Origin of the sequence: Streptomyces sp. NPDC050147, from assembly GCF_040660195.1 — a bacterium.
Taxonomy (GTDB): domain Bacteria; phylum Actinomycetota; class Actinomycetes; order Streptomycetales; family Streptomycetaceae; genus Streptomyces.
The window spans coordinates 366,634-386,636 of the sequence record NZ_JBFALJ010000002.1 but is presented as its reverse complement, the minus strand read 5'-3'; the positions used below and the strand labels follow the sequence as shown (position 1 = coordinate 386,636).

Sequence of the window (20,003 nt, the reverse complement as noted above, 5' to 3'; positions counted from 1 at the left end):
CGGCGGCCTGACGAGCCGAGGAATCCCGTGAGTGACACCCCATTCGGATTCGGCCTTCCGCCGGAGGAGCCGGAGAACGGCGACGAGGGCAAGAAGAAGGACAGCCCCGGAGGGGGACAGGGTGCAGGTGGCCCTGGGAACCCGTTCGGCTTCGGCGGCCTGCCCGGCGCAGGCGGCCCTGGCGGCCCTGGCGGTGACAACCCGTTCGCCGCGATGTTCGGTTCGATGAACCCGAACGACCTGGGCGCCGCGTTCCAGCAGCTCGGCCAGATGCTCTCGTACGAGGGCGGCCCGGTGAACTGGGACATGGCCAAGGACATCGCCCGCCAGACCGTCTCCCAGGGGACGCCCGACGGCACCAAGGACGCGAGTGTCGGTCCCGCCGAGCGCGGCGCGGTCGAGGAGGCCATCCGCCTCGCCGACCTGTGGCTCGACGACGCGACGTCCCTGCCGTCCGGCTCCGGCCTGGCCGTGGCCTGGAGCCGCGCCGAGTGGGTCGAGGCGACCCTTCCGGTGTGGAAGGAACTGGTCGACCCGGTCGCCGAGCGTGTCGGCCTCGCCATGGGTGACGTACTGCCCGAGGAGATGCAGGCCATGGCGGGCCCGCTGATCGGGATGATGCGCTCCATGGGCGGCGCCATGTTCGGCCAGCAGATCGGCCAGGCCGTGGGCGTGCTCGCGGGTGAGGTCGTCGGCTCCACCGACATCGGCCTGCCGCTCGGCCCGGCCGGCAAGGCAGCTCTCCTTCCGGTGAACGTCGAGGCCTTCGGCAAGGACCTCGGCATCGCCCAGGACGAGGTCCGGCTCTACCTGGCGCTGCGCGAAGCCGCCCACCAGCGGCTCTTCGCCCACGTGCCGTGGCTGCGCTCGCATCTGTTCGGCGCGGTCGAGGGGTACGCCCGCGGCATCAAGGTCGACACCGCCAAGCTGGAGGACGTGGTCGGCCAGCTCGACCCGCAGAACCCCGAGCAGCTGCAGGAAGCGCTCCAGCAGGGCATGTTCCAGCCGGAGGACACTCCGGCGCAGAAGGCCGCTCTGGCCCGCCTGGAGACCGCTCTCGCGCTCGTCGAGGGCTGGGTGGACGCGGTCGTGCACGCCGCGGCCAAGCCCCGCCTGTCGTCCGCCGACGCCCTCCGCGAGACGCTGCGCCGCCGCCGCGCGACAGGTGGCCCCGCGGAGCAGACCTTCGCCACGCTCATCGGTCTTGAGCTGCGCCCGCGCCGGCTGCGGGACGCCTCGCGCCTGTGGGCCTCGCTCACGGACGCGCGCGGCGTGGACGGCCGTGACGGCCTGTGGGCCCACCCGGACATGCTGCCCACGGCCTCGGACCTGGACGACCCGGACGGCTTCGTGCACCACGAGCAGCTGGACTTCTCCGAGCTGGACAAGATGCTCGGCGAGGCGGCGGGCGGCTCCGCCAAGCCGGACCTCAAGAAGGACGCCGCGGGTGCCGAGGACACCGAGGGCGACACCGGCAAGAGCGACAAGGGCGACAAAGGCGACGACGACAAGTGAGCCTGTACGACGACGCGGTCCTCGTGCTGAAGGGGTACGAGGAGCAGGAAGAGCTGCGCCAGTACTACCTGGACCATCTCGCCGCCCACCCCGAGGACGGCATGTGGAAGGCCTGTACGGACGGCCATGTGACGGCCAGCGCCCTGGTCATCGACCCGGAGCGCGGGCGCGTGCTGCTGACCCTGCACAAGAAGCTGCGGATGTGGCTCCAGATGGGCGGTCACTGCGAGCCGGGTGACGCCTCGCTGGCCGCGGCCGCGCTGCGTGAGGCGACGGAGGAGTCGGGGGTGCCGGGTCTGACGCTCGTCCCGGGGGGTCCGGTCCGCCTGGACCGCCACCCGATTCCGGGCCCCTGCACCCAGCACCTCGACGTGCAGTACGCGGCGTCGGCCCCGCGGGACGCCGTCGAGGCGATCAGCGACGAGTCACTGGACCTGCGCTGGTTCGCGTACGACGAGGTGGCGGGCGTCGCCGACGAGTCGGTCGTACGCCTGGTGGAGGCGACGCGGGCACGGCTGTAGCCGTGCCCCGTAAGGGGCGCGGGGAGCTGCGCGACCATCCACAACTGGCCCGCAGTTCCCCACGCTCCTCCTGGTTCTGTCTCGCCCGGAGAGGCTTCAGCTCCAAACGTTGCCTTGGTTCTGCCCCCGAGCGCCCTGCTGCCCGACGCCGAACTGGGCGCGCGCGCCCTGCCCGACCACGGCGTTCTGGGGCGGCAGCAACTCACTCGGCTGGACGAGCGCGTATCCCTGGCCCATGAAGCTGAGCTCCCAGCCCTCGCCGGTGTTGCCGCGGCGCCGCCACACCCCCGAGGAGTGCGTCTGGGCCTGCATCTGCACCCGCAGGCCGTTGGACCAGGCGACGATCGCGTCGGCGTCGGCATTCACGTACTGGTCAGGCGTGACCTGCAGCATCAGCGGTTGACCCGAGGTCATCAGGGCGACCTTGCCGCGGCCCGTGATGTTGAGCTGGTACTTGCCGGAGCCGGAGATGCCGTACTGGCTGTCCACGGCGATGACCTGATGGGTCAGCGACGAGTCGAGCGCGAGGACATAGCTGCTGTCCACGGTCAGACCGTCCTGGTCCACGTCCACGACGTGGATGTACTGGGCGAGGTTGGCGAGATAGACCGTGCCCTGGCCGTGGCAGCGCATCAGGTCGAGGCCCTCGCCGGTCTGCGCGCGGGCCCGCTGGTTGCCCTGGCTCTGGTACTCGGCGTCGAACTCGATCAGCCCCTGGTAGGCGACCATGGCGCCCTTGCGGGCCAGGATGTCGTCGTGGCCCGCGAGGGCGACCCGCAGCAGCTGCGGGTTCTGGACGGTGTAGCGCTCCTGAGTCTGCTGCTCGGTGTGCGCGAAAAGTGGGCTCTGCATGGTGTGTTGCTCCCCCTCAGCCCCGGGCTCGGAGACGGTCGGTGCTGTCCTCGCTGGGCTGTACGACGACGATGCCCTCCCCGGAGAAGCCCATCTGGTAGGCCTCGCCGCTGCCGCGCCCGATGAGCGAACCGGCCTTGAAGCTGCGCTTGCCCTTCACCTTGAGGTTCGGGGACCAGGCGATCAGGGCGTCCGGGTCGACGTACGTCTCGTCCTCGCCGCGACCGCAGTCGACGACGACCGGGGTGCCGCGGGAGGTCAGCGCCACCCAGCCCTGGCCGGAGATCTTGATGTTCCACAGGCCCTGGCCCGCGAACTTGGCAAGGCCCTTGACCCGCTCGACGCCCCACTGGAGGTTCGCGTCGAAGGCCAGGAGGTTGGTGCCGTTCACCGAGAGCGAGTCGCCCGCCAGATTGATGACGACGACGTCGGCTCCGTAGTCGGCGAGATAGAGCAGGCCGTCTCCGGAGCACTTCATCAAAGGTGCGCCCTCGCCGGTCATCCACTCCTTGGCGATCTGGCGCACCGCGGGGGGATTGGGCTCGTACTGCACGAAGCCTTCGTAGGCGACCATCGAGCCCACGCGCGCGAGGAGGTCGTTTCCGGTCTGCATCGCCACCTTGACCATGTGGTGGCCGTGGTTCTCCATACGGGCGGCGACGGGCGCGGGGGCGAAGCCCGCGAGTTGCTGATTCATGACGGGCTCCCTCAGACCTCGAACGGCTGGACGATGATGAAGTTGCCGGGAGCACCCCGGAACTGGAGGTTCACGCTCTCCCCCGTCGAGCCCGCGGACGCGTTGCTGCGCAGCCGCACCTGGCTGGAGACGATCGCCTGGGCGGCGGCCGACCAGGCGACCACGGCGTGGCAGTCGGCGAACGTCGTCGGGGTGACGGGCAGGACGACGGGCACACCGTGCGTCTTGACGATGACCGTGCCGGTGCCCTGGAACTGCATCACGAACAGTGCGCCACCGGGGATGCCGTGGCCCTCGATCCTGCGCACCTCGTGCTGGAGGGACTCGTCGAACGCGAGGACGTTCTCCGCGGAGACGCAGATCGCGTCGCCCTGGAGCTCGATGGGGTGCAGATGCGTGGCTTCCTCGGCGAGGAAGACCTGGCCCCGGCCGGAGCAGCGCATCAGCTGCATCTCCTGGCCGGTCGAGTTGCCCACGACGCGGCCCGCGAAGCCGGCGCCCTTGTAGCTGAACTCGACCTTGCCCTGGTAGAGCACCATGCTGCCCTGTCGGGCGAGCACGGCCTGCTCGCTGACGCCGAGGTCGACGCGGATCATCTTCTCGTTCTGCTGCGTCCAGCGCTGCCCGGTGGGGGCCTCGCGATACGCGGCGAGAGCCGCGGCCACGCCGCCCGCCTGCGGGACGCCCTGCGGGACGCCCTGGGGGACGCCCGCTCCGTACGGTGACGGGGCCGCGGGCTGACCGGGGAACTGACCGGGGGGCTGCTGGCCGTAACCGGGAGGCATCGGGGCGCTCGGCTGCTGGCCGTAACCGGGCGGCAGGGGCGCCGACTGGCCGGGGACCTGGCCGAACTGCGGCTGTTGCGGCGGCGGCTGCTGGCCGGGCTGTCCGTACGGGGCGGGGGCCTGCGGCGGCGGAACCGTGCCGCCCTGCGGCGGGTTCATCGGCGCCACGATGGTCTGCGCGGCGTGTACCGAGGGGTCCGCCGGGGCCGGGGCCGGGGGCGCGAAGTTCTGGGCCGGAGCGGGTGCGGGGGCTGGGGCCGGGGCGGGCGTGGGAGCAGGAGCCGGAGGAGCCTGGGCGGGGCCCGCCGGAGCGCCGAACGCGGGCGGCGCGGCGGCCTGGGCGGGCGGCGCGAAGGACGGGGCGGCGGCCTGCGGCGCCGACGGCGCGGGCTCCTCCTCGGCGACCTCGCCGCCGAAGTTCTTCAAGAGCGCGTCGAGACCGCCGTCGAAGCCCTGGCCGATCGCGGCGAACCGCCAGACGTCCTTCATGTAGAAGTCACCCAGCATCACGGCACGTTCCGTGGAGAACTCCGCGCCGTTGAAGGAGTAGCGGGCCACTTCCTCGCCACCCGCGACGATCCGGATGTACCCGGGGGCGACCTGGGACATCTGTCCGGCGCCGTCGATCGTCGCGGTGAACGACAGCTTCTTGATCCGCGGCGGGATCCGGTCGAGCGTGACCCGGAAGGATTCCGTGTCACCGGCCTGCGCGCCGAGGAGCTGGATGGACTCCTCGGGCGACTTCGGCTGGTTGAAGAAGATGAAGTAACTGTCGTCCGACAGGCGCTCGTCCGCGTCCAGGCCGAAGCAGCTGATGTCGAAGCTCAGTCCGGGGGCGGAGATCTGCACACCTACGTACAGATCGGTCCCCGCGGTGAGGTCACTGATCTTGGCCTTGTGGCCGCGTTGGAATTCCCTGGCCATACGTAACGACCGTCCCCCATCCCGAATGTAAATGCGTCGCGCCAGGCTAACCGCAATCCGCGACAGCGGACCAAGCCGGTACAGACCCGGTACACAACCAGCGCGCGCGACGGAAGTTCACGCGTCGCGAGCAGCCGGCAGATGGGGCAGCCGGTCGGCCGCGACCACACCTTCGAGGTACCCACGAGCCCGTTCCGTCCGGGGATACGCCTCCAGGAGCTGCCAGAAGTTGGGGCCGTGTCCGGGGACCAGGAGATGCGCGAGCTCGTGGACGAGGACGTAGTCGACGACGTACTCGGGCATGCCCTGCAGCCGGTGCGAAAGACGGATGCTGCCCTCCGACGGGGTGCACGAGCCCCAGCGGGTGTTCTGGTTCGTGACCCAGCGAACCGACGTGGGCCTGGCCCGGCCGTCGAAGTACTGCTCGGAGAGACGCTCGGCGCGCTCGGCGAGCTGCGCGTCGCCCAGGACCCGCTTGCTCTCCTGGGCCGCGAGCTTGTCGAGCATGACGTTGACCCAGCGCTGTTCCTCGGCCTCGGACATCCGGGCGGGGATGAGCACGACGGTGCGATCGCCCTCTCGGTACGCGGAGACCGTTCTGCGGCGGCGGGCGCTCCGTCTGACCTCGACCGCGCTCGCCACCGAGCCGGGTGACGGCGGGCTGGTCATGCTGCGCTGTGGGTTTCCGGCGCGGTGCAGTGGGTCGGCGGGCACGCCCCGACGTTACCCGTTGGGTGTGGGGGAAGTCCCGCCTCCGGGACGGTTCGGCGGGGTATCGCTCCCCGTGCGATCGATTAGTACGACGAATACCCCCTGCCTGTGGACAACGCTGCGCGGCTGTCCGCCGAGGCGGGCATTCTGGCTGTTGACCGGTGATGCGGACGGGGGCAGCGCCGGAGAACCACGGGGGGACGAGGACCATGCATCCGATGTTGAAACCGGCGCTGCGACGCGGCTGGCGCGATCTGAACACGATCCAGTTCGGCGTGGCGCCCGCGCATGCCCTGGTGCTCGGTCCGGTGGACACGGCGACGGGCAGTTTTCTCCAGCTTCTGGACGGGACTCGCGGGCTGCCGCTCCTGCGCGACGAGGGCAAGCGGATGGGCCTGCCCGACGATCACGTGGACAAGCTCGTGCGGCGGCTGTCCGCAGCCGGGCTCCTCGACGACGCGACAGGAGGCGGCGCGGCGGCCGATGCCTTGCGCGAAAGGACATCGGCCATGGACCGGCTGCGTCCGGACCTGGCGTCCCTGTCGGTCGTCACTTCCGGACCGGGCGACGGGATGAGGAAGCTGGCGGCACGGCGGGCGATGCGGGTACAGGTCCGGGGAGCGGGGCGGGTGGGGGCCGTGGTGGCCTCGGTCCTGTCCGGGGCGGGCGTGGGGCAGGTCGACGTGCTGGAGGGAGGAGTCGTCGAACCCTGGGATGTGGCGCCGGGCGGTCTGCCCGCCGAAGCCGTCGGCGACCGCAGGGACACGGCGGCCCGGCGGATCGTGCGGCAGTCGGCTCCGGACCGCCCGCCACGCCGTGGGCGGAAGGAAGCCGGTGAGCCGCGAGAGCCGGGCGAAGGGGAGCCGGAGCTCTCCCTCGTGATCATCGCCCCGCGGGACGGTCTTGACGCCCACGCGCCCGACCCGCTCACCACCGAGCCGCTCGTCACGTCAGGGACACCCCATCTCTACGCGGGGGTGATCGAAGGAACCGGAGTGGTCGGGCCGCTCGTCTTGCCGGGGGCGACAGCCTGCGCGAACTGCCTGGCCTTGGACCGCGCCGACCGGGATCCGACCTGGCCACGCATGCTGGCGCAGTGGCGATCGGGACGGGCACGTCATGTGCACGCATGCGATCTGGCGCTGTCGACCACGGTCGCCGGCCTTGCCGCGGCGCATGCCCTCGCCTTCCTGGACGGGGCGGCACCGGCGAGCGCGGGGGTTCGCTGGGAGGCATCGGTGCCCGGACTCGACTGGCACGCACGGCCGGTGGCACCACATCTCACCTGCCCGTGCGGGGCGGGTGTGGTGACTAAGGGGGAGCACCCCGCCGGGGACAAGAAGCCGCACGACACAATGGCCGGGTAACCGCCTGCGAGGGCGTGGCTGTCTGGGACTTGGAGGGGCGCATGTCTGATCTTCCCCGGAAGGCGGTAACCCGTACCGCCAAACTGGCCGCGCTGCCACTCGGCTTCGCCGGGCGCGCGACTTGGGGGCTCGGCAAGCGGATCGGGGGCAAGTCGGCGGAGATCGTCGGCCGTGAGCTGCAACAGCGCACGGCGGAGCAGCTGTTCAAGGTGCTCGGCGAGCTCAAGGGCGGGGCCATGAAGTTCGGCCAAGCGCTGTCGGTCTTCGAGTCGGCGCTGCCGGAGGAGGTGGCGGGGCCCTATCGCGCCGCGTTGACGAAGCTGCAGGAGGCGGCTCCGCCGATGCCGACGCGCACCGTGCACGCCGTGCTCGCGGAGCGGCTCGGTGAGGACTGGCGCGAGCTGTTCCTGGAGTTCGAGGACAAACCGGCCGCCGCCGCCTCGATAGGCCAGGTACACCGGGCGGTGTGGGAGGACGGGCGCGCGGTCGCGGTCAAGGTGCAGTATCCGGGGGCGGGCGAGGCGCTGCTCTCCGACCTGAACCAACTCAGCCGGTTCGCCCGACTCCTGGGGCCGCTGATACCGGGCATGGACATCAAGCCGCTCATCGCGGAGCTGCGCGACCGGGTCTCCGAGGAGCTCGACTACAGCCTGGAGGCCCAGGCACAGCGCGTGCACGCGGAGGAGTTCGCGGACGATCCGGATGTCGCGGTGCCCGACGTGGTGCATCAGTGCGAGCAGGTCCTGGTGACCGAGTGGATCGACGGGATACCGCTCGCGGACGTGATCGCGGACGGCACCCAGGAGCAGCGGGACCGGGCGGGACAGCTCCTTGCCCGTTTCCTCTTCTCGGGTCCGGCGCGCACGGGCCTGCTGCACGCCGATCCGCATCCGGGCAACTTCCGGCTGCTGCCCGACGAGAAGGGCGGCTGGCGGCTCGGGGTCCTCGACTTCGGCACGGTGGACCGGTTGCCCGGCGGGCTCCCTCCGACCATCGGCCGCTCCTTGCGGATGACGCTCGACGGCGAGGCCGACGCGGTTTACGCCATGTTGCGCGAGGAGGACTTCGTCCAGGAGTCCGTGGAGCTCGAACCGGACGCGGTGCTCGACTATCTGCTGCCGATCATCGAACCGATGCTGGTGGAGGAGTTCACCTTCACCCGCGGCTGGATGCGCGGACAGGCGGCCCGGGTCGCCGATCCCCGCTCTCCCGCCCACCAGTTGGGCAAGCGGCTCAATCTCCCGCCGTCGTATCTGCTGATCCACCGGGTGACATTGAGCACGATCGGAGTGCTGTGTCAGCTGGGAGCGACGGTGCGGATGCGCGACGAACTCGAGGAGTGGCTGCCGGGCTTCCTGGACGAGGAGCCGGAGGAGGCGGCGGAGGACGAGGTGGAAGGCCAGGCGGATCGCACCACCGGGTAGACCTCACCACCAGGTGGAGTCGAGTCGTCCTTCGATGGCCCTGAGGTTCTCGCGGGCGCAGGAGTCGCAGAAGTAGCGTCTGACGCCGTTCTCCACGGAGCAGGTCCAGGTGGGCGGCGCGCCTTCGGTGACCTTCCCGCAGCGGGAACACACGAGGTTCTCGGCATTCTCGCTGCCCGAGGGCTGAGGAGTCTGCTGGTCCACCCGGCGACCCTATCGCCGCTGCCGGAGGTTCGCCCGGCACAACGCACCGCGGGGGCCGGTCCGTTCGGACCGGCCCCCGTGGGCATCGTGGTGTGGTTCGGTCAGCGCGTCGGCCGGCTCGTCACTGCATGACGGCGATGGCGAGCGCGCGCCTGGCACGCAGCGAAGCGCGCTCGGCGCGGCGCTGCATCCGACGCGCCGCCATCAGGCGGGCGGCGGGGCGCGCGGCCTCGGCCTCACGCATGCGTTCGTGCATATGCGCACGAGCCAGGGCTTCTGGGATGAGTTGCATCTCGCGGGTCCTGTTCTGGCGCGAGTCGTTCGCGCCGGTGGTGGTGAAGTCTGGGGTGGCGGAGCCTGCGGGCTCGGCGGTGGCTGCCTTCATCGGGGCCTGCTTCTTGGGGTCGTGCGTCAGGGGGCGATCGATCGTTCCGGCGGCGTTCATGCGGCGACAACCGGGTTCTTGCGCGGACGGCCACGGGGCCGCTTGCGGGCAACGACGACACCCTGGACGAAGAGCTCGCCGCCCCAGACGCCCCACGGCTCACGCCGCTCCTTGGCGCCGGCCAGGCAGGCCTCCATCAACGGGCAGGTACGGCAGAGGGACTTGGCGTACTCGACGTCGGCGGGCGACTCGGCGAAGAAGACCTCAGGGTCGTAGGCACGGCAGGGGACGGGTACGCCGAGGTTCTCGATGGCGTCGTCGAGCGCGGTGAGCGCGGTCAGGGGAGTCAAGGTCGGGTCCTCCGTGGGAGCGGGCGGGGGGAGAGTCTCTGAAGGCGGTACGGACGGGGCGTGCGCTTCGAGTTGCACGGTGGTGTTTTCCTCGTCTGGTCGTGCCGGCCTGGTCGGCCGGTTGGCGGCTGGTACCGGGTCTTGCTCGGCCCCTTCGCTCCGTCTCCCCGTTTTGGGGCAAACAGAAGGGCCGCGGATCCCGGGTGGGGTTCCGCGGCCCTGAAGGCGCCGGTCTGATCGAGGATCAGACTGGATCACTCCAGGGTTCGAGCCCACGGAAGGCCCACATCGTGTGGTGCTGCTGTGTCTTGTGCTGCGTCGTCTGCTTCTTGGATCCGGCACCGGCTGCGGCAAAGGCATAGGCCTGCGCCTGTGCCGTCGCTACTGCTTCCGGTGCCTTGGTCGCTCGCTCGCTGCCTTCATTGACCTCACGCATCGGAGAAACGTTGAGACCGGTGCGCGGGAGGGACAGAGGCAGGACGGAGGACTCCGGACGGATGGCGGCGGCAGCGATGCCACCGGACAGACCGGTGCCCAGGTTCGAGAAGCCGAGCAGGCAGGAAGCGACGACCGAGCGATCGGTCATTTTCGCGGTGCTGATGAAGCTCTCGTTGATGCTGATCACTGGAATCGCCTCCTCTCGGCGTCTATGGGATCGGCCGGAACCGATCCTGCGGGCTATTAAGTACAGCACGAGGCCAGGGCTTCGGAGAAGCCGCCGTTCCCGTGCTTAAGAACCTATGGCTCTTCCTTGCGCATGCGCAAACTATTTTTTCGACGAGTTTGAATCAGTCGCCATCGGCGCCCCTTACACCCTCTTCACCTGCACAAATGGCAAGGACATCTGATCCGAATCGGTTGAGCTTGCGCACGCCGACGCCCGGGATCCTGGCCAGCTCGCCCTCCTCCTCGGGCGAAGCCTCAGCAATGGCGATCAAGGTCTTGTCCGTGAACACGCAGTAGGCGGGCTGGCCGAGGAGCTCCGCCTGGCCCGAGCGCCACTCCCGCAACCGTTCGTAGAGCCCTTCGTCCATGTCGGACGGGCAGTCCTCGCACCGCATCAGTTTCATCTCGCCCGCGTCGGTCAGGGACCGCCCGCAGACCCGGCACCGGGCCGGGGATCTGCTCGTCCTTCGGCGGCTCCTGGCGCCGCCGGTGCTTTCCTCGCCGGCGCTGCCGCGCTCGACGCCTCCGGGCCCGCCGCCCGCTGCCCGCGCTCCGGTGCCCGCCCCCGAGCCGGGGCGCAGACCGTCCAGGAAGCGGCTGGGGCGGCGTCCCGCGCGACCGCCCGGCGAACGCGACAGGGCCCAGGAGAGGGAGAGATGGGCACGGGCACGGGTGACGCCCACGTACAGGAGGCGGCGCTCCTCCTCCACCTGCTCGTCGGTCTTGGCGTACGTGATCGGCATCATGCCCTCGGCGAGACCGACCAGGAAGACGGCGTCCCACTCCAGGCCCTTGGCGGCGTGCAACGAGGCGAGGGTGACGCCCTCGACGGTCGGCGCGTGCTGGGCGTTCGCGCGCTCGTCGAGCTCCCCCACGAGGTCGGAGAGCGTCGCGTCGGGCTTGGCCCGCGCGAAGTCCTCGGCGAGGCGCACCAGGGCCGCCAGGGACTCCCAGCGGTCGCGGGCCGCGCCGGAGCCCGCCGGGGGCTGTGTCGTCCAGCCCTTCGTGGAGAGGACGGCCCGCACCTGCGAGGGCAGGTCGACGACGTCGTCGAGCAGGGCGTCGTTGCCCCCGAAGCGGGCCGCGCCACGCAACGCGGCGCCGGCCTCCCTGACCTCGGTGCGCTCGAAGAACCGCTCGGCGCCACGCAGCTGATAGGGCACACCGGCGTCGGCGAGGGCTTGTTCGTAGATCTCGGACTGGGAGTTCGTTCGGAACAGGACCGCGATCTCGCTCGCGGGGACGCCGCCGGCGATGAGGGCACGGATGCGGCGGGCGGCGCCTTCGGCCTCGGCGGGCTCGTCCGCGTACTCCGTGTAGAGAGGTTCGGCTCCGGCGTCACGCTGCGAGATCAGTTCCAGGCGGTGGTCCGCGGCGCGGCCGCGGGCCTGGGAGAGCAGGCCGTTGGCGAGGTGGACGACCTGGGGCGTGGAGCGGTAGTCCCGCACGAGCTTGACGACCGTCGCTCCGGGGTGGCGGGTGCGGAAGTTCAGCAGGTGATCGGGGGTCGCGCCGGTGAAGGAGTAGATCGTCTGGCTGGCGTCGCCGACGACGCAGAGGCTGTCGCGGTCGCCGAGCCACAGCTCCAGGAGGCGCTGCTGGAGCGGGCTGACGTCCTGATATTCGTCGACCACGAAGTGTTGGTACTGGGCTCGGACCTGATCGGCGATGTCGTGGCGGTCCTGGAGGATGCCGACGGCGAGCAGCAGGACGTCTTCGAAGTCGATGACGGAGCGGTCGCGCTTGAGGTCCTCGTACGCGCCGTAGATCTGAGCGATCTCCGCCGCGTCCCGGGGGACGAGGCGGCCCGACTTCGCGGCGGCGGCAGCGTAGTCCGAGGGGACGGTCTGGGTGACCTTGGACCACTCGATCTCGCTCGTCACGTCGCGCAGCTCGTTGCGGTCGAGGCGGATGCGGGACGCGGCCGCCGCGTCCGCGACCAGTTTGATCTTGCGGTCGACGATCCGGGGCAGTTGGCCGCCGACTGCTTTCGGCCAGAAGAACTGGAGCTGACGCAGCGCGGCGGAGTGGAACGTGCGCGCCTGGACCCCGGAGGCGCCGAGCTGGCGGAGACGGCCGCGCATCTCCCCCGCCGCGCGGTTGGTGAACGTGACGGCGAGCACGCTGGCGGGCTGGAGGATTCCCGCGCGCACGCCATAGGCGATCCGGTGCGTGATCGCCCGTGTCTTGCCCGTCCCGGCACCGGCCAGGACACACACCGGCCCGTGCAGGGCGGTGGCCACCTCGCGCTGCTCGGGGTCGAGCCCGGCGAGCACCGCGTCGGCAGACTCCGGGACCTGCGGGAAGAGGGGGGAGTGCGTTGCTGCTGTCACCCCGCCATGCTGCCAGGTCGCCGGAGGCGCGTGAGCCGGTTGTCCACAGGGAGGCCGGTGCGGTCGTACTAATGCGGGAATGGTGGCCGGGTCACGTACGTTCAGGTCATTGCGATGACGCACCCCGAGCGACAAAGGAGCGCGAGACACATGCCGGGCACTGTGACGATGTACAGCACCACGTGGTGCGGCTACTGCCGCCGGCTCAAGGGCCAGATGGACCGCGAGGGCATCACGTACAACGAGATCAACATTGAGCACGACCCGGATTCCGCGGCCTTCGTCGAGAAGGCGAACGGCGGAAACCAGACGGTTCCCACCGTTCTCTTCCCGGACGGCTCGACCCTGACGAACCCGTCGCTGGCCCAGGTGAAGCAGAAGCTGGCCGCGTGAGCGGCCGGGGCCTGATCCGCCGGTCGGGCCCCTAGCCGACGGTGCCCGGCTTCGGCAGGGGCTTGCCGTACCAGAGCTCGATCAGTCGGGCCGCGATCGAGATCCCGTAGGGAGGCAGGACCTCCCCGGACTCGAATGCGGCCCGCAGGTCTTCCCGGGAGAACCAGCGGGCCTCGGAGATCTCCTCGCCGTCCACGTTGATCTCCGACGAGGTGGCGGTGGCCATGAAGCCCAGCATCAGGCTGGAGGGGAACGGCCAGGGCTGGCTCGCCACGTACTCGACGTCGCCGACCATGACACCGGCCTCCTCCCAGACCTCGCGCCGCACCGACGTCTCGATGGACTCGCCCGGCTCCACGAACCCCGCGAGGGTCGAGAAGCGGCCCTCGGGCCAGTGCACCTGGCGGCCGAGGAGCGCGCGGTCCTGGTCGTCCGTCACGAGCATGATCACGGCCGGATCCGTGCGCGGGTAGTGCTCGGCGCCGCACGCCTGGCAGCGGCGGATGTGGCCGGCCGCCGCGATGACCGTGCGCTCGCCGCAGCGCGAACAGAAGCGGTGCAGGCGCTGCCAGTTCTCCAGGGCGACGGCGTGCACCATCAGGCCCGCGTCACGGGGCGACAGGAGAAGCCCCGCCTCGCGCAGGCCCGCGGGGCGCGCCTGCTGGTCCATGCGGCCCGGCAGGGAGTCCTTCTGCAGCGCGAAGTAGCTGACGCCGTCGTCGTCCGTGCCCAGAAAGTAGCGGTGGGCCTCGGTGAGCGGCGCCTCGAAGGACGGGATCATCACCAGTTCGGTGCTGCCGTCCGGTGTCTCGTCGATGAGCACCTGACCGCCGGAGACCACGAAGACCCGTGTCGTCGGGTGGCTCCAAGCGGCGGCGAGCCAGGCCTCGTCGAGGCGGTGGTGGGCCGCGCGATCGATGCCGCTCGGCGCGGTGAGCGAGACGGGACGGTCAGCGGTGCGGTCGGTCCAGGTGGTCACAGGTGCTTCCAACTCCCCCGATGAAATGGGTGGTGCGGCAAGGTCGACAAGGCGAGGCTCAGTGTGCATCGCGCCAGTGCTCGGCGAGATCGCCCCACAGGTAGGCCGTCGTCTCGACTCCTTTGAGGAGCAGATCGAGTTCGACCTTCTCGTTCGGTGCGTGCCAGCCGTCGGACGGCACGGAGATGCCCAGGAACAGCACGGGGGCGGCCAGTACGTCCTGGAGGTCGGCCGCCGGTCCGGAACCGCCCTCTCGGGTGAAGCGGATCGGCTGCTCGAAGGCGCGGCCCATCGCCCGTACGACGGACTGCAGGGCGGGGTGGTCGAGCGGCGTCAGGCACGGGCGCGTGGCGGCGCCGAAGGTGATCGTGTGGCTGATTCCGTTCGGCAGCTGGTCGGCGACCCAGGTGCGCACGGCCTCTTCGACGCGGTCCGGGTCCTGGCCCGCGACCAGCCGGAAGGAGAGCTTCAGGAAGGCGGACGACGGGACGATCGTCTTGCCGCCCGGCCCTTGGTAGCCGCCCCCGATGCCGTTCACCTCGGCGGTGGGGCGGGCCCAGATGCGCTCCAGGGTGGTGTGGCCCGCTTCCCCGTGGGTCGCGCGGGACTTGGCCGTACGCAGCCAGCGCTCCTCGTCGAAGGGCAGCTCGGCGAAGAGTGCGCGCTCACGGTCGGTGAGTTCGGTGACGCCTTCGTAGAAGCCGGGGACGGCCACGCGCGCGTGCTCGTCGTGCAGCGCCGCGACGAGGCGGGCGGCGACGGTCGCCGGGTTGGGGACCGCCCCGCCGAAGGAGCCCGAGTGGATGTCCTGGTCGGGGCCGCGCAGCTCGATCTCGCAGTCGGCGAGACCGCGCATGCCGGTGCACACCGTGGGGGTGTCCTTCGCCCACATGCCGGTGTCCGAGACGACCACCGCGTCTGCCGCTATGCGCTCCTTGTGCTCCTCGATCAGCGCGCGGAAGTTCGGGGAGCCCGACTCCTCCTCGCCCTCGATCAGGAGCTTCAGGTTGACCGCGGGGGTGGTGCGGCCGGTGGCGGCGAGGTGGGCGCGGACGCCGAGTGTGTGGAAGAACACCTGGCCCTTGTCGTCGGCCGCACCGCGCGCGTAGAGCCGGTTGCCCTGGACGACGGGCTCGAAGGGGTCGGTGTGCCAGCCGTCCTCGCGGGCCGCGGGCTGCACGTCGTGGTGGCCGTAGACGAGGATCGTGGGCGCCTGCGGGTCTTCGGAGGGCCACTCGGCGAACACGGCGGGAGCGCCCGCCGTCTGCCAGACCTCGGCGGTCGGGAAGCCGGTCTCCTTGAGCCTGCCGGCGAGCCAGTCCGCGCTGCGCCGCACGTCGTGTGCGTGGTCGGGCTGTGCCGACACGGACGGGATGCGCAGCCACTCCACGAGGTCGTCGAGGAAGGCGGCACGGTGGGTCTCGATGTACGTACGAACGGCGCTGACGCCACTGACGTCACTGTCAACGGACTGGCTCATGGTCACGAGCCTAGCCGCCCCCGGGGGGCGCATCGTCCGGTGGTTCGTCACCCGGCTGCCCGTCCGGTTCCGCCAGCAGGATCCGCTCGAGCTCGGCCCGGCCAGGCAGGTGCGCAGGGCGGGACGTCTCGCCGCTGCGCACGTACAGGAACGACGCCTTGACGGACTCCGGGGGCACGTCGTGCAGCTCGGCCCAGGCCAGGCGGTAGACGGCGAGCTGGAGGGGGTCGGCGGTGCGGGTGCGGCTGGTCTTCCAGTCGACGATCTCGTACGTCACGTCGTCGCCGTCGACCTCCTTGTAGACGGCGTCGATCCGGCCGCGCACGACACGGCCCGCGAGGGTCAGCTGGAAGGGCACCTCGACGCGGTGCGGAGTGCGGCGGGCGTACTCGGTGCGCTCGAAGGCTTCCTTGAGGGCCTCCAGGTCCCGTTCGTCGGCGATCTCGGCCTCGCCGGGGCCGCCGCCCGGCAGGTCGTCGGGGGCCAGCAGCGGGAGGCGCAGCTCCTCGAAGCGGGTCTCGACCCAGGCGTGGAAACGGGTGCCGCGGCGGGCGGCGGGCTGCGGCGGGTGTGGCATGGGGCGCGCGAGCTCCTGCGCAAAACCCTCCGGGTCGGCGGCGAGGCGCAGCACTTCGGACGCGGTGAGCGAGGGCGGTACGGGGATGTCCCTGACGGCTTCACGGGCGCGCAGCAGTTCACCGGTGAGGGCGTCCAGGTCACGGTCCCAGGAGGCGAGCGTGCGGGCCTCCTCCGGAGTGAGGCGGGCGCGCTGTGGGGTGGCTTCGGGCACTCGCGGCGGGGTGGCCTCGGGCGGGTGCGGGCGGGCCTCGGGCTCCGGCGCCTGGTGGGGAACGGGCGCCTGGTGGGAGTCCGCTTCGGGGGCGGCGGGGGGGTGCACGCGCGCGTGGGGCAGGGCGGGGCGTTCCTGGGAGGGGGCGGGGCGTTCCTGGGGCAGGGCGTCCCAGTCGTCCGGGGTGACGTCCGGGAAGACGGCCTCGTCGAACGGCGGCTCTTCGTCCTCCGGCGGGGGCGGCCAGTCCGGGTCCTCGGCCGGGGGCACGTCGTCGTACGCCGACGGGTGGGGCTCTTCGTGCGAGCGGGCGTCGTCGGCTTCGTCCTGTGCCCCCTCGCCCGTCAGCCGGTCCAGATGCGTGAGGACCGTCTGCGCGGCGGCCCTGCGGCGGGCCAGGGACGTGTCGTCCAGCGGGAGCGGCCACGCGTGCTCGGCGGCGCCCTCCGTCAGGGCGGGGTTCTCCTCGTCCTCCTCCGGTTCGTCCGCCCAGGCCTCGATCTCCCCGTGACCGACCGCGCAGTGGTCGTACAGCGCCCGGAGGAAGTCCGAGGGGCCGCGCGGCTTCTTCTGCGAGGGGCCCCACCAGTGGCCGGAGCCCAGGAGCAGCGAGCGGGGGCGGGTGAACGTCACATAGCCCAGGCGGAGCTCCTCGGTGCGCTGGTGCTCCTTCATGTCCTCGTGGAACGCCTTCATGGACCGGGAGTCCCACGCCTCGATGTCGGGCAGGGTCGCCGCGTCCCCGCGCAGCGCGTGCGGGACGACCTTGCCCTGGGCCGTCCACTTCTCGCGGCCCTGGGTGCTGGGGAACGTTCCGGTGACCAGGCCGGGGACGGCCACCACGTCCCACTCCAGGCCCTTCGACTTGTGCGCGGTGAGCACCTTGACCGTGTTCTCGCCGCCGGGCAGGGCGTTGTCCAGGCCCTTCTCGTACTGCGCGGCTGTCCGCAGGAAGGCGAGGAAGGCCAGCAGGCTCGCCCCGCTGTCGTTCGCCGCGAAGGACGCGGCGACGTCCAGGAAGTTCGAGAGCGTCTCGCGGCGGCGGGCCGCGAGGGCGTGCGGTGACGCGGAGAGCTCGACCTCCAGGCCCGTGACGGCGAGCACCCGGTGCAGCACGTCCATCAGCGGGTCGGCCAGCGAGCGCCGCAGATCGCGGAGTTCGGCGGCGAGGCGGGCGAACCGCACCCTCGCCTCCGGCGAGAAGGGCAGCCCGTCGTCCTTCGTCTCCTCCCCCAGCGGCGTCTCCAGGAAGGTGTCGAGCGCGTCCGCGAGCGATGTCACCTCGGCGGGGTCGACCCCCTCGACCGCTTCCGCGAGACGCCGGTCCGGGTCGTCGTCCGGGGCCGCGTGGCCATGGCGTACGAGAAGGCGCGCGCGGCGGCCGAGGAGGGCGAGATCGCGCGGACCGATGCGCCAGCGGGGGCCGGTCAGGAGGCGCACCAGGGAGGCGTTCGCGCCCGGGTCCTGGAGCACCTCGCAGACGGCGACCAGGTCGGCGACCTCCGGGAGGTGCAGAAGGCCGGAGAGGCCGACGACCTCCACGGGGACGTCGCGGGCGACCAGCGCGCCCTGGATCTGCGCGAAGTCCGTCGCTGTCCGGCACAGGACGGCGATCTCGCCGGGGGCCTTGCCGGTGCGCACGAGGTGCGCGATGGAGTCGGCGAGCCAGTCGATCTCCTCGGCGTGGGTGCGCAGCAGGGCGCAGCGCACCATGCCGTCGCGCTCGGCGCCGGGCGCGGGCCGCAGCGCCTCCACGCCCGCGTGCATCGCGCGCAGCGGCTCCGCGAGGCCGTTCGCGAGGTCCAGGAGACGGCCGCCGCTGCGGCGGTTCTCGCTGAGCGCGTGGCGGGCGGCGGGGCGCCCGTCGGCGTGCGCGAAGTGCTCGGGGAAGTCGTCCAGGTTCGCCACGGAGGCGCCTCGCCAGCCGTAGATCGCCTGGCAGGGGTCGCCGACCGCCGTCACGGGGTGGCCCGTACCGCCTCCGAAGAGGCCTGCCAGGAGGATGCGCTGGGCGACCGAGGTGTCCTGATACTCGTCGAGCAGGACGACGCGGAACTCCTCGCGCAGGATCTCGCCGACCTCCGCGCGGGTGCGGGCCAGCGTCGCGGAGAGGGCGATCTGGTCGCCGAAGTCGAGGAGGTCGCGAGAGCGCTTCGCCTCCCTGTAGCGGCCGACGAGCTCGGCCAGTTCGAGCCGGGCCGCCGCCGTCTCGGGGACCTTGCGCAGGTCGGCGTTGGAGAGCTTGGCGCCCTCCAGGGTGTGCAGCAGTTCGGTGTCGTACGCCCGGAGCCTGTCGGGCCGTACGAGATGCTCGGCGAGCTCGCTGTCGAGCGCGAGGAGGTCGCTGACGAGGTCGGGGAAGGAACGGGTCAGCGCGGGATAGGGGCCCGGCGCCTCGCGCAGCACGCGCGCGGCGAGCTGGAAGCGGGTCGCGTCGGCGAGCAGGCGGGAGGTGGGTTCGAGCCCTATGCGCAGCCCGTGGTCGGTCAGGAGGCGGCCCGCGAAGGCGTGGTACGTGGAGATGACCGGCTCGCCCGGCGGGTGGTCCGGGTCCAGGGCCTCGGGGTCGGTGACCCCGGCCTTGATCAGCGCGTGGCGCACCCGCTCGGCGAGCTCACCCGCGGCCTTGTTCGTGAACGTCAGGCCGAGGACCTGCTCGGGGGCGACCTGCCCGGTGCCGACCAGCCAGACCACGCGGGCCGCCATCACCGTCGTCTTGCCCGACCCGGCTCCGGCCACGATCACCTGCGGGGCGGGCGGCGCGGTGATGCAGGCCGTCTGCTCCGGGGTGAACGGGATGCCGAGGAGCTCTTTGAGCTGTTCGGGGTCGGTGATACGAGGTGGCACGTCAGAGAGGCTAGCGGCGGCCACTGACAATCGGGGTCCGCCCGGTCGTCAGTGGCCGCTGTCACTCATGGCGTCAAGGGGTCAGGACTTCATGAGCTCTTCCATGTCCATGACGTCGCCGGGCGCGGGAGCCTTGACGTCGACGGGCTTGCCGTAGTCGGTGAAGTTCATCGTGCCCGGGTCTTCCTTGCCCGAGGTAACGATCTTCAGGAAGTACGGCTTGCCCTCGGCGGCAACGTAGAAGGTGGTCTTCTTGCCCGAGTCGTCCTTCGTGAGGACGGCCGCCTTCTTGCCGTCGACCTCGGAGTCCTTCCCGCGCTCGAGCTTCTTGAGTTCCTTCGACTGGAACATCGCGTCCGGGTCACAGACGCCGCCGTTCCCGCCGCTCGGCGCCTTGACCCACTTGTCCTTGAGGGCCGACGCCTTGCCGCTGCCGCCCATGGCCTTCTTCCAGTACGCCTCGTCACCCTTGATGTACTGGGTCTTGTCGGCCACGAGCAGCTCGGCGGTGCCACCCGCGCCGCCGCCCACCTTGCCCTTGCAGTCACCGGCCTTGGCGACCGAGAAGTCGACCTTGACCGTCTCGGAGTCCTGCTTGCCCTCGCCGGCCACCCGGAAGGAGCCCGCGTCCTTGGACGCGTCGGCCGCCTTCTTGGCGATCTTGTCGGCGCTCATCCCCTCGAAGGGATCCTTCTCCTCGCTGGAGCAGCCCGTGATGCCCACGAACGCGGCGGCGCAGGCGACGGCCGCGGCCAGGATCTTCCGGTTGGCTGCCATGTG

18 protein-coding genes are annotated in these 20,003 nt (G+C 71.2%); 5 read left to right on the top strand and 13 right to left on the bottom strand.

Annotated elements, in window-relative coordinates; all coding sequences use genetic code 11:
• Nucleotides 1-27: 27 nt before the first annotated feature.
• Both AB0I94_RS05390 and AB0I94_RS05385 read left to right on the top strand, forming a co-directional pair.
• Nucleotides 28-1,515 (top strand): zinc-dependent metalloprotease, encoded by a 1,488-nt coding sequence (locus tag AB0I94_RS05390; RefSeq protein ID WP_363308076.1) that lies wholly within the window; start codon nt 28-30, stop codon nt 1,513-1,515.
• Entirely contained in the window at nt 1,512-2,036 is a 525-nt protein-coding gene (locus AB0I94_RS05385) for an NUDIX hydrolase (protein WP_363308075.1), read from the top strand. The genes AB0I94_RS05390 and AB0I94_RS05385 overlap by 4 nt, the downstream gene beginning before the upstream one ends.
• A 96-nt stretch (nt 2,037-2,132) precedes the next feature.
• Here AB0I94_RS05385 and AB0I94_RS05380 read toward each other — a convergent pair whose 3' ends face one another.
• From AB0I94_RS05380 to AB0I94_RS05365, 4 genes are all read right to left on the bottom strand, one after another.
• The gene (locus tag AB0I94_RS05380; protein ID WP_363308074.1) at nt 2,133-2,888 is read right to left on the bottom strand and encodes an AIM24 family protein; all 756 of its coding nucleotides are present in this window, start codon (nt 2,886-2,888) and stop codon (nt 2,133-2,135) included.
• A 16-nt stretch (nt 2,889-2,904) separates the two neighbouring features.
• A complete protein-coding gene (locus tag AB0I94_RS05375) occupies nt 2,905-3,585 on the bottom strand; it encodes an AIM24 family protein (RefSeq protein WP_363308073.1) in 681 nt (226 codons plus the stop codon).
• 11 nt (nt 3,586-3,596) lie between these two features.
• Nucleotides 3,597-5,294 carry a TerD family protein gene (locus tag AB0I94_RS05370; protein WP_363308072.1) on the bottom strand — a complete coding sequence of 566 codons (1,698 nt, stop codon included), beginning with the start codon at nt 5,292-5,294 and terminating at the stop codon, nt 3,597-3,599.
• A gap of 117 nt (nt 5,295-5,411) precedes the next feature.
• Nucleotides 5,412-6,008, bottom strand: a complete 597-nt coding sequence (locus tag AB0I94_RS05365; RefSeq protein ID WP_363308071.1) for a M48 family metallopeptidase — start codon at nt 6,006-6,008, stop codon at nt 5,412-5,414.
• Nucleotides 6,009-6,214: 206 nt separating this feature from the next.
• Between AB0I94_RS05365 and AB0I94_RS05360 the strand changes: the two genes are divergently transcribed.
• Together AB0I94_RS05360 and AB0I94_RS05355 are read left to right on the top strand one after the other, a co-directional pair.
• Complete coding sequence (locus tag AB0I94_RS05360; protein ID WP_363308070.1) at nt 6,215-7,372, top strand: ThiF family adenylyltransferase; 1,158 nt, start codon at nt 6,215-6,217, stop codon at nt 7,370-7,372.
• Between the two features lie 41 nt (nt 7,373-7,413).
• On the top strand, nt 7,414-8,796 hold the full coding sequence (locus AB0I94_RS05355) for an AarF/ABC1/UbiB kinase family protein (RefSeq protein WP_363308069.1): 1,383 nt from the start codon (nt 7,414-7,416) through the stop codon (nt 8,794-8,796).
• Between the two features lie 3 nt (nt 8,797-8,799).
• Here AB0I94_RS05355 and AB0I94_RS05350 read toward each other — a convergent pair whose 3' ends face one another.
• The 5 genes from AB0I94_RS05350 to AB0I94_RS05330 form a co-directional block, all read right to left on the bottom strand.
• A complete protein-coding gene (locus AB0I94_RS05350) occupies nt 8,800-9,000 on the bottom strand; it encodes a hypothetical protein (RefSeq protein ID WP_363308068.1) in 201 nt (66 codons plus the stop codon).
• 121 nt (nt 9,001-9,121) lie between these two features.
• Nucleotides 9,122-9,445 carry a hypothetical protein gene (locus AB0I94_RS05345; protein WP_363308067.1) on the bottom strand — a complete coding sequence of 108 codons (324 nt, stop codon included), beginning with the start codon at nt 9,443-9,445 and terminating at the stop codon, nt 9,122-9,124.
• Nucleotides 9,442-9,813 (bottom strand): WhiB family transcriptional regulator, encoded by a 372-nt coding sequence (locus AB0I94_RS05340; protein ID WP_344522157.1) that lies wholly within the window; start codon nt 9,811-9,813, stop codon nt 9,442-9,444. Before AB0I94_RS05340 ends, AB0I94_RS05345 begins: the two co-directional genes overlap by 4 nt.
• Before the next feature lie 166 nt (nt 9,814-9,979).
• A complete protein-coding gene (locus tag AB0I94_RS05335) occupies nt 9,980-10,360 on the bottom strand; it encodes a hypothetical protein (RefSeq protein WP_363308066.1) in 381 nt (126 codons plus the stop codon).
• Between the two features lie 163 nt (nt 10,361-10,523).
• Complete coding sequence (locus AB0I94_RS05330) at nt 10,524-12,734, bottom strand: ATP-dependent DNA helicase UvrD2 (protein ID WP_363308065.1); 2,211 nt, start codon at nt 12,732-12,734, stop codon at nt 10,524-10,526.
• A 150-nt stretch (nt 12,735-12,884) separates the two neighbouring features.
• Here AB0I94_RS05330 and AB0I94_RS05325 point away from each other — a divergent pair, with 150 nt between their 5' ends.
• Nucleotides 12,885-13,127 (top strand): mycoredoxin, encoded by a 243-nt coding sequence (locus tag AB0I94_RS05325; RefSeq protein ID WP_160507106.1) that lies wholly within the window; start codon nt 12,885-12,887, stop codon nt 13,125-13,127.
• A gap of 31 nt (nt 13,128-13,158) precedes the next feature.
• Here AB0I94_RS05325 and nudC read toward each other — a convergent pair whose 3' ends face one another.
• The 4 genes from nudC to AB0I94_RS05305 all read right to left on the bottom strand — a co-directional run bounded on the left by nudC (nt 13,159) and on the right by AB0I94_RS05305 (nt 20,000).
• Nucleotides 13,159-14,106 carry an NAD(+) diphosphatase gene (nudC, locus tag AB0I94_RS05320; protein WP_363308064.1) on the bottom strand — a complete coding sequence of 316 codons (948 nt, stop codon included), beginning with the start codon at nt 14,104-14,106 and terminating at the stop codon, nt 13,159-13,161.
• A 58-nt stretch (nt 14,107-14,164) separates the two neighbouring features.
• On the bottom strand, nt 14,165-15,586 hold the full coding sequence (locus tag AB0I94_RS05315; protein WP_363308063.1) for a dipeptidase: 1,422 nt from the start codon (nt 15,584-15,586) through the stop codon (nt 14,165-14,167).
• A 10-nt stretch (nt 15,587-15,596) separates the two neighbouring features.
• Entirely contained in the window at nt 15,597-19,223 is a 3,627-nt protein-coding gene (locus AB0I94_RS05310; protein WP_363308062.1) for a UvrD-helicase domain-containing protein, read from the bottom strand.
• An 81-nt stretch (nt 19,224-19,304) separates the two neighbouring features.
• Nucleotides 19,305-20,000: a hypothetical protein gene (locus AB0I94_RS05305; RefSeq protein ID WP_363308061.1), complete on the bottom strand. Its 696-nt coding sequence runs from the start codon at nt 19,998-20,000 to the stop codon at nt 19,305-19,307.
• Nucleotides 20,001-20,003 lie beyond the last annotated feature (3 nt).

What these genes read in the sequence shown, in the direction of transcription:
- AB0I94_RS05305 (WP_363308061.1), bottom strand. Translation starts at nt 20,000, where the DNA reads ATGGCAGCCAACCGGAAGATCCTGGCCGCGGCCGTCGCCTGCGCCGCC.
- AB0I94_RS05360 (WP_363308070.1), top strand. Translation starts at nt 6,215, where the DNA reads ATGCATCCGATGTTGAAACCGGCGCTGCGACGCGGCTGGCGCGATCTG.
- AB0I94_RS05370 (WP_363308072.1), bottom strand. Translation starts at nt 5,294, where the DNA reads ATGGCCAGGGAATTCCAACGCGGCCACAAGGCCAAGATCAGTGACCTC.
- AB0I94_RS05345 (WP_363308067.1), bottom strand. Translation starts at nt 9,445, where the DNA reads ATGAACGCCGCCGGAACGATCGATCGCCCCCTGACGCACGACCCCAAG.
- AB0I94_RS05380 (WP_363308074.1), bottom strand. Translation starts at nt 2,888, where the DNA reads ATGCAGAGCCCACTTTTCGCGCACACCGAGCAGCAGACTCAGGAGCGC.
- AB0I94_RS05325 (WP_160507106.1), top strand. Translation starts at nt 12,885, where the DNA reads ATGCCGGGCACTGTGACGATGTACAGCACCACGTGGTGCGGCTACTGC.
- AB0I94_RS05315 (WP_363308063.1), bottom strand. Translation starts at nt 15,586, where the DNA reads ATGAGCCAGTCCGTTGACAGTGACGTCAGTGGCGTCAGCGCCGTTCGT.
- AB0I94_RS05375 (WP_363308073.1), bottom strand. Translation starts at nt 3,585, where the DNA reads ATGAATCAGCAACTCGCGGGCTTCGCCCCCGCGCCCGTCGCCGCCCGT.
- AB0I94_RS05355 (WP_363308069.1), top strand. Translation starts at nt 7,414, where the DNA reads ATGTCTGATCTTCCCCGGAAGGCGGTAACCCGTACCGCCAAACTGGCC.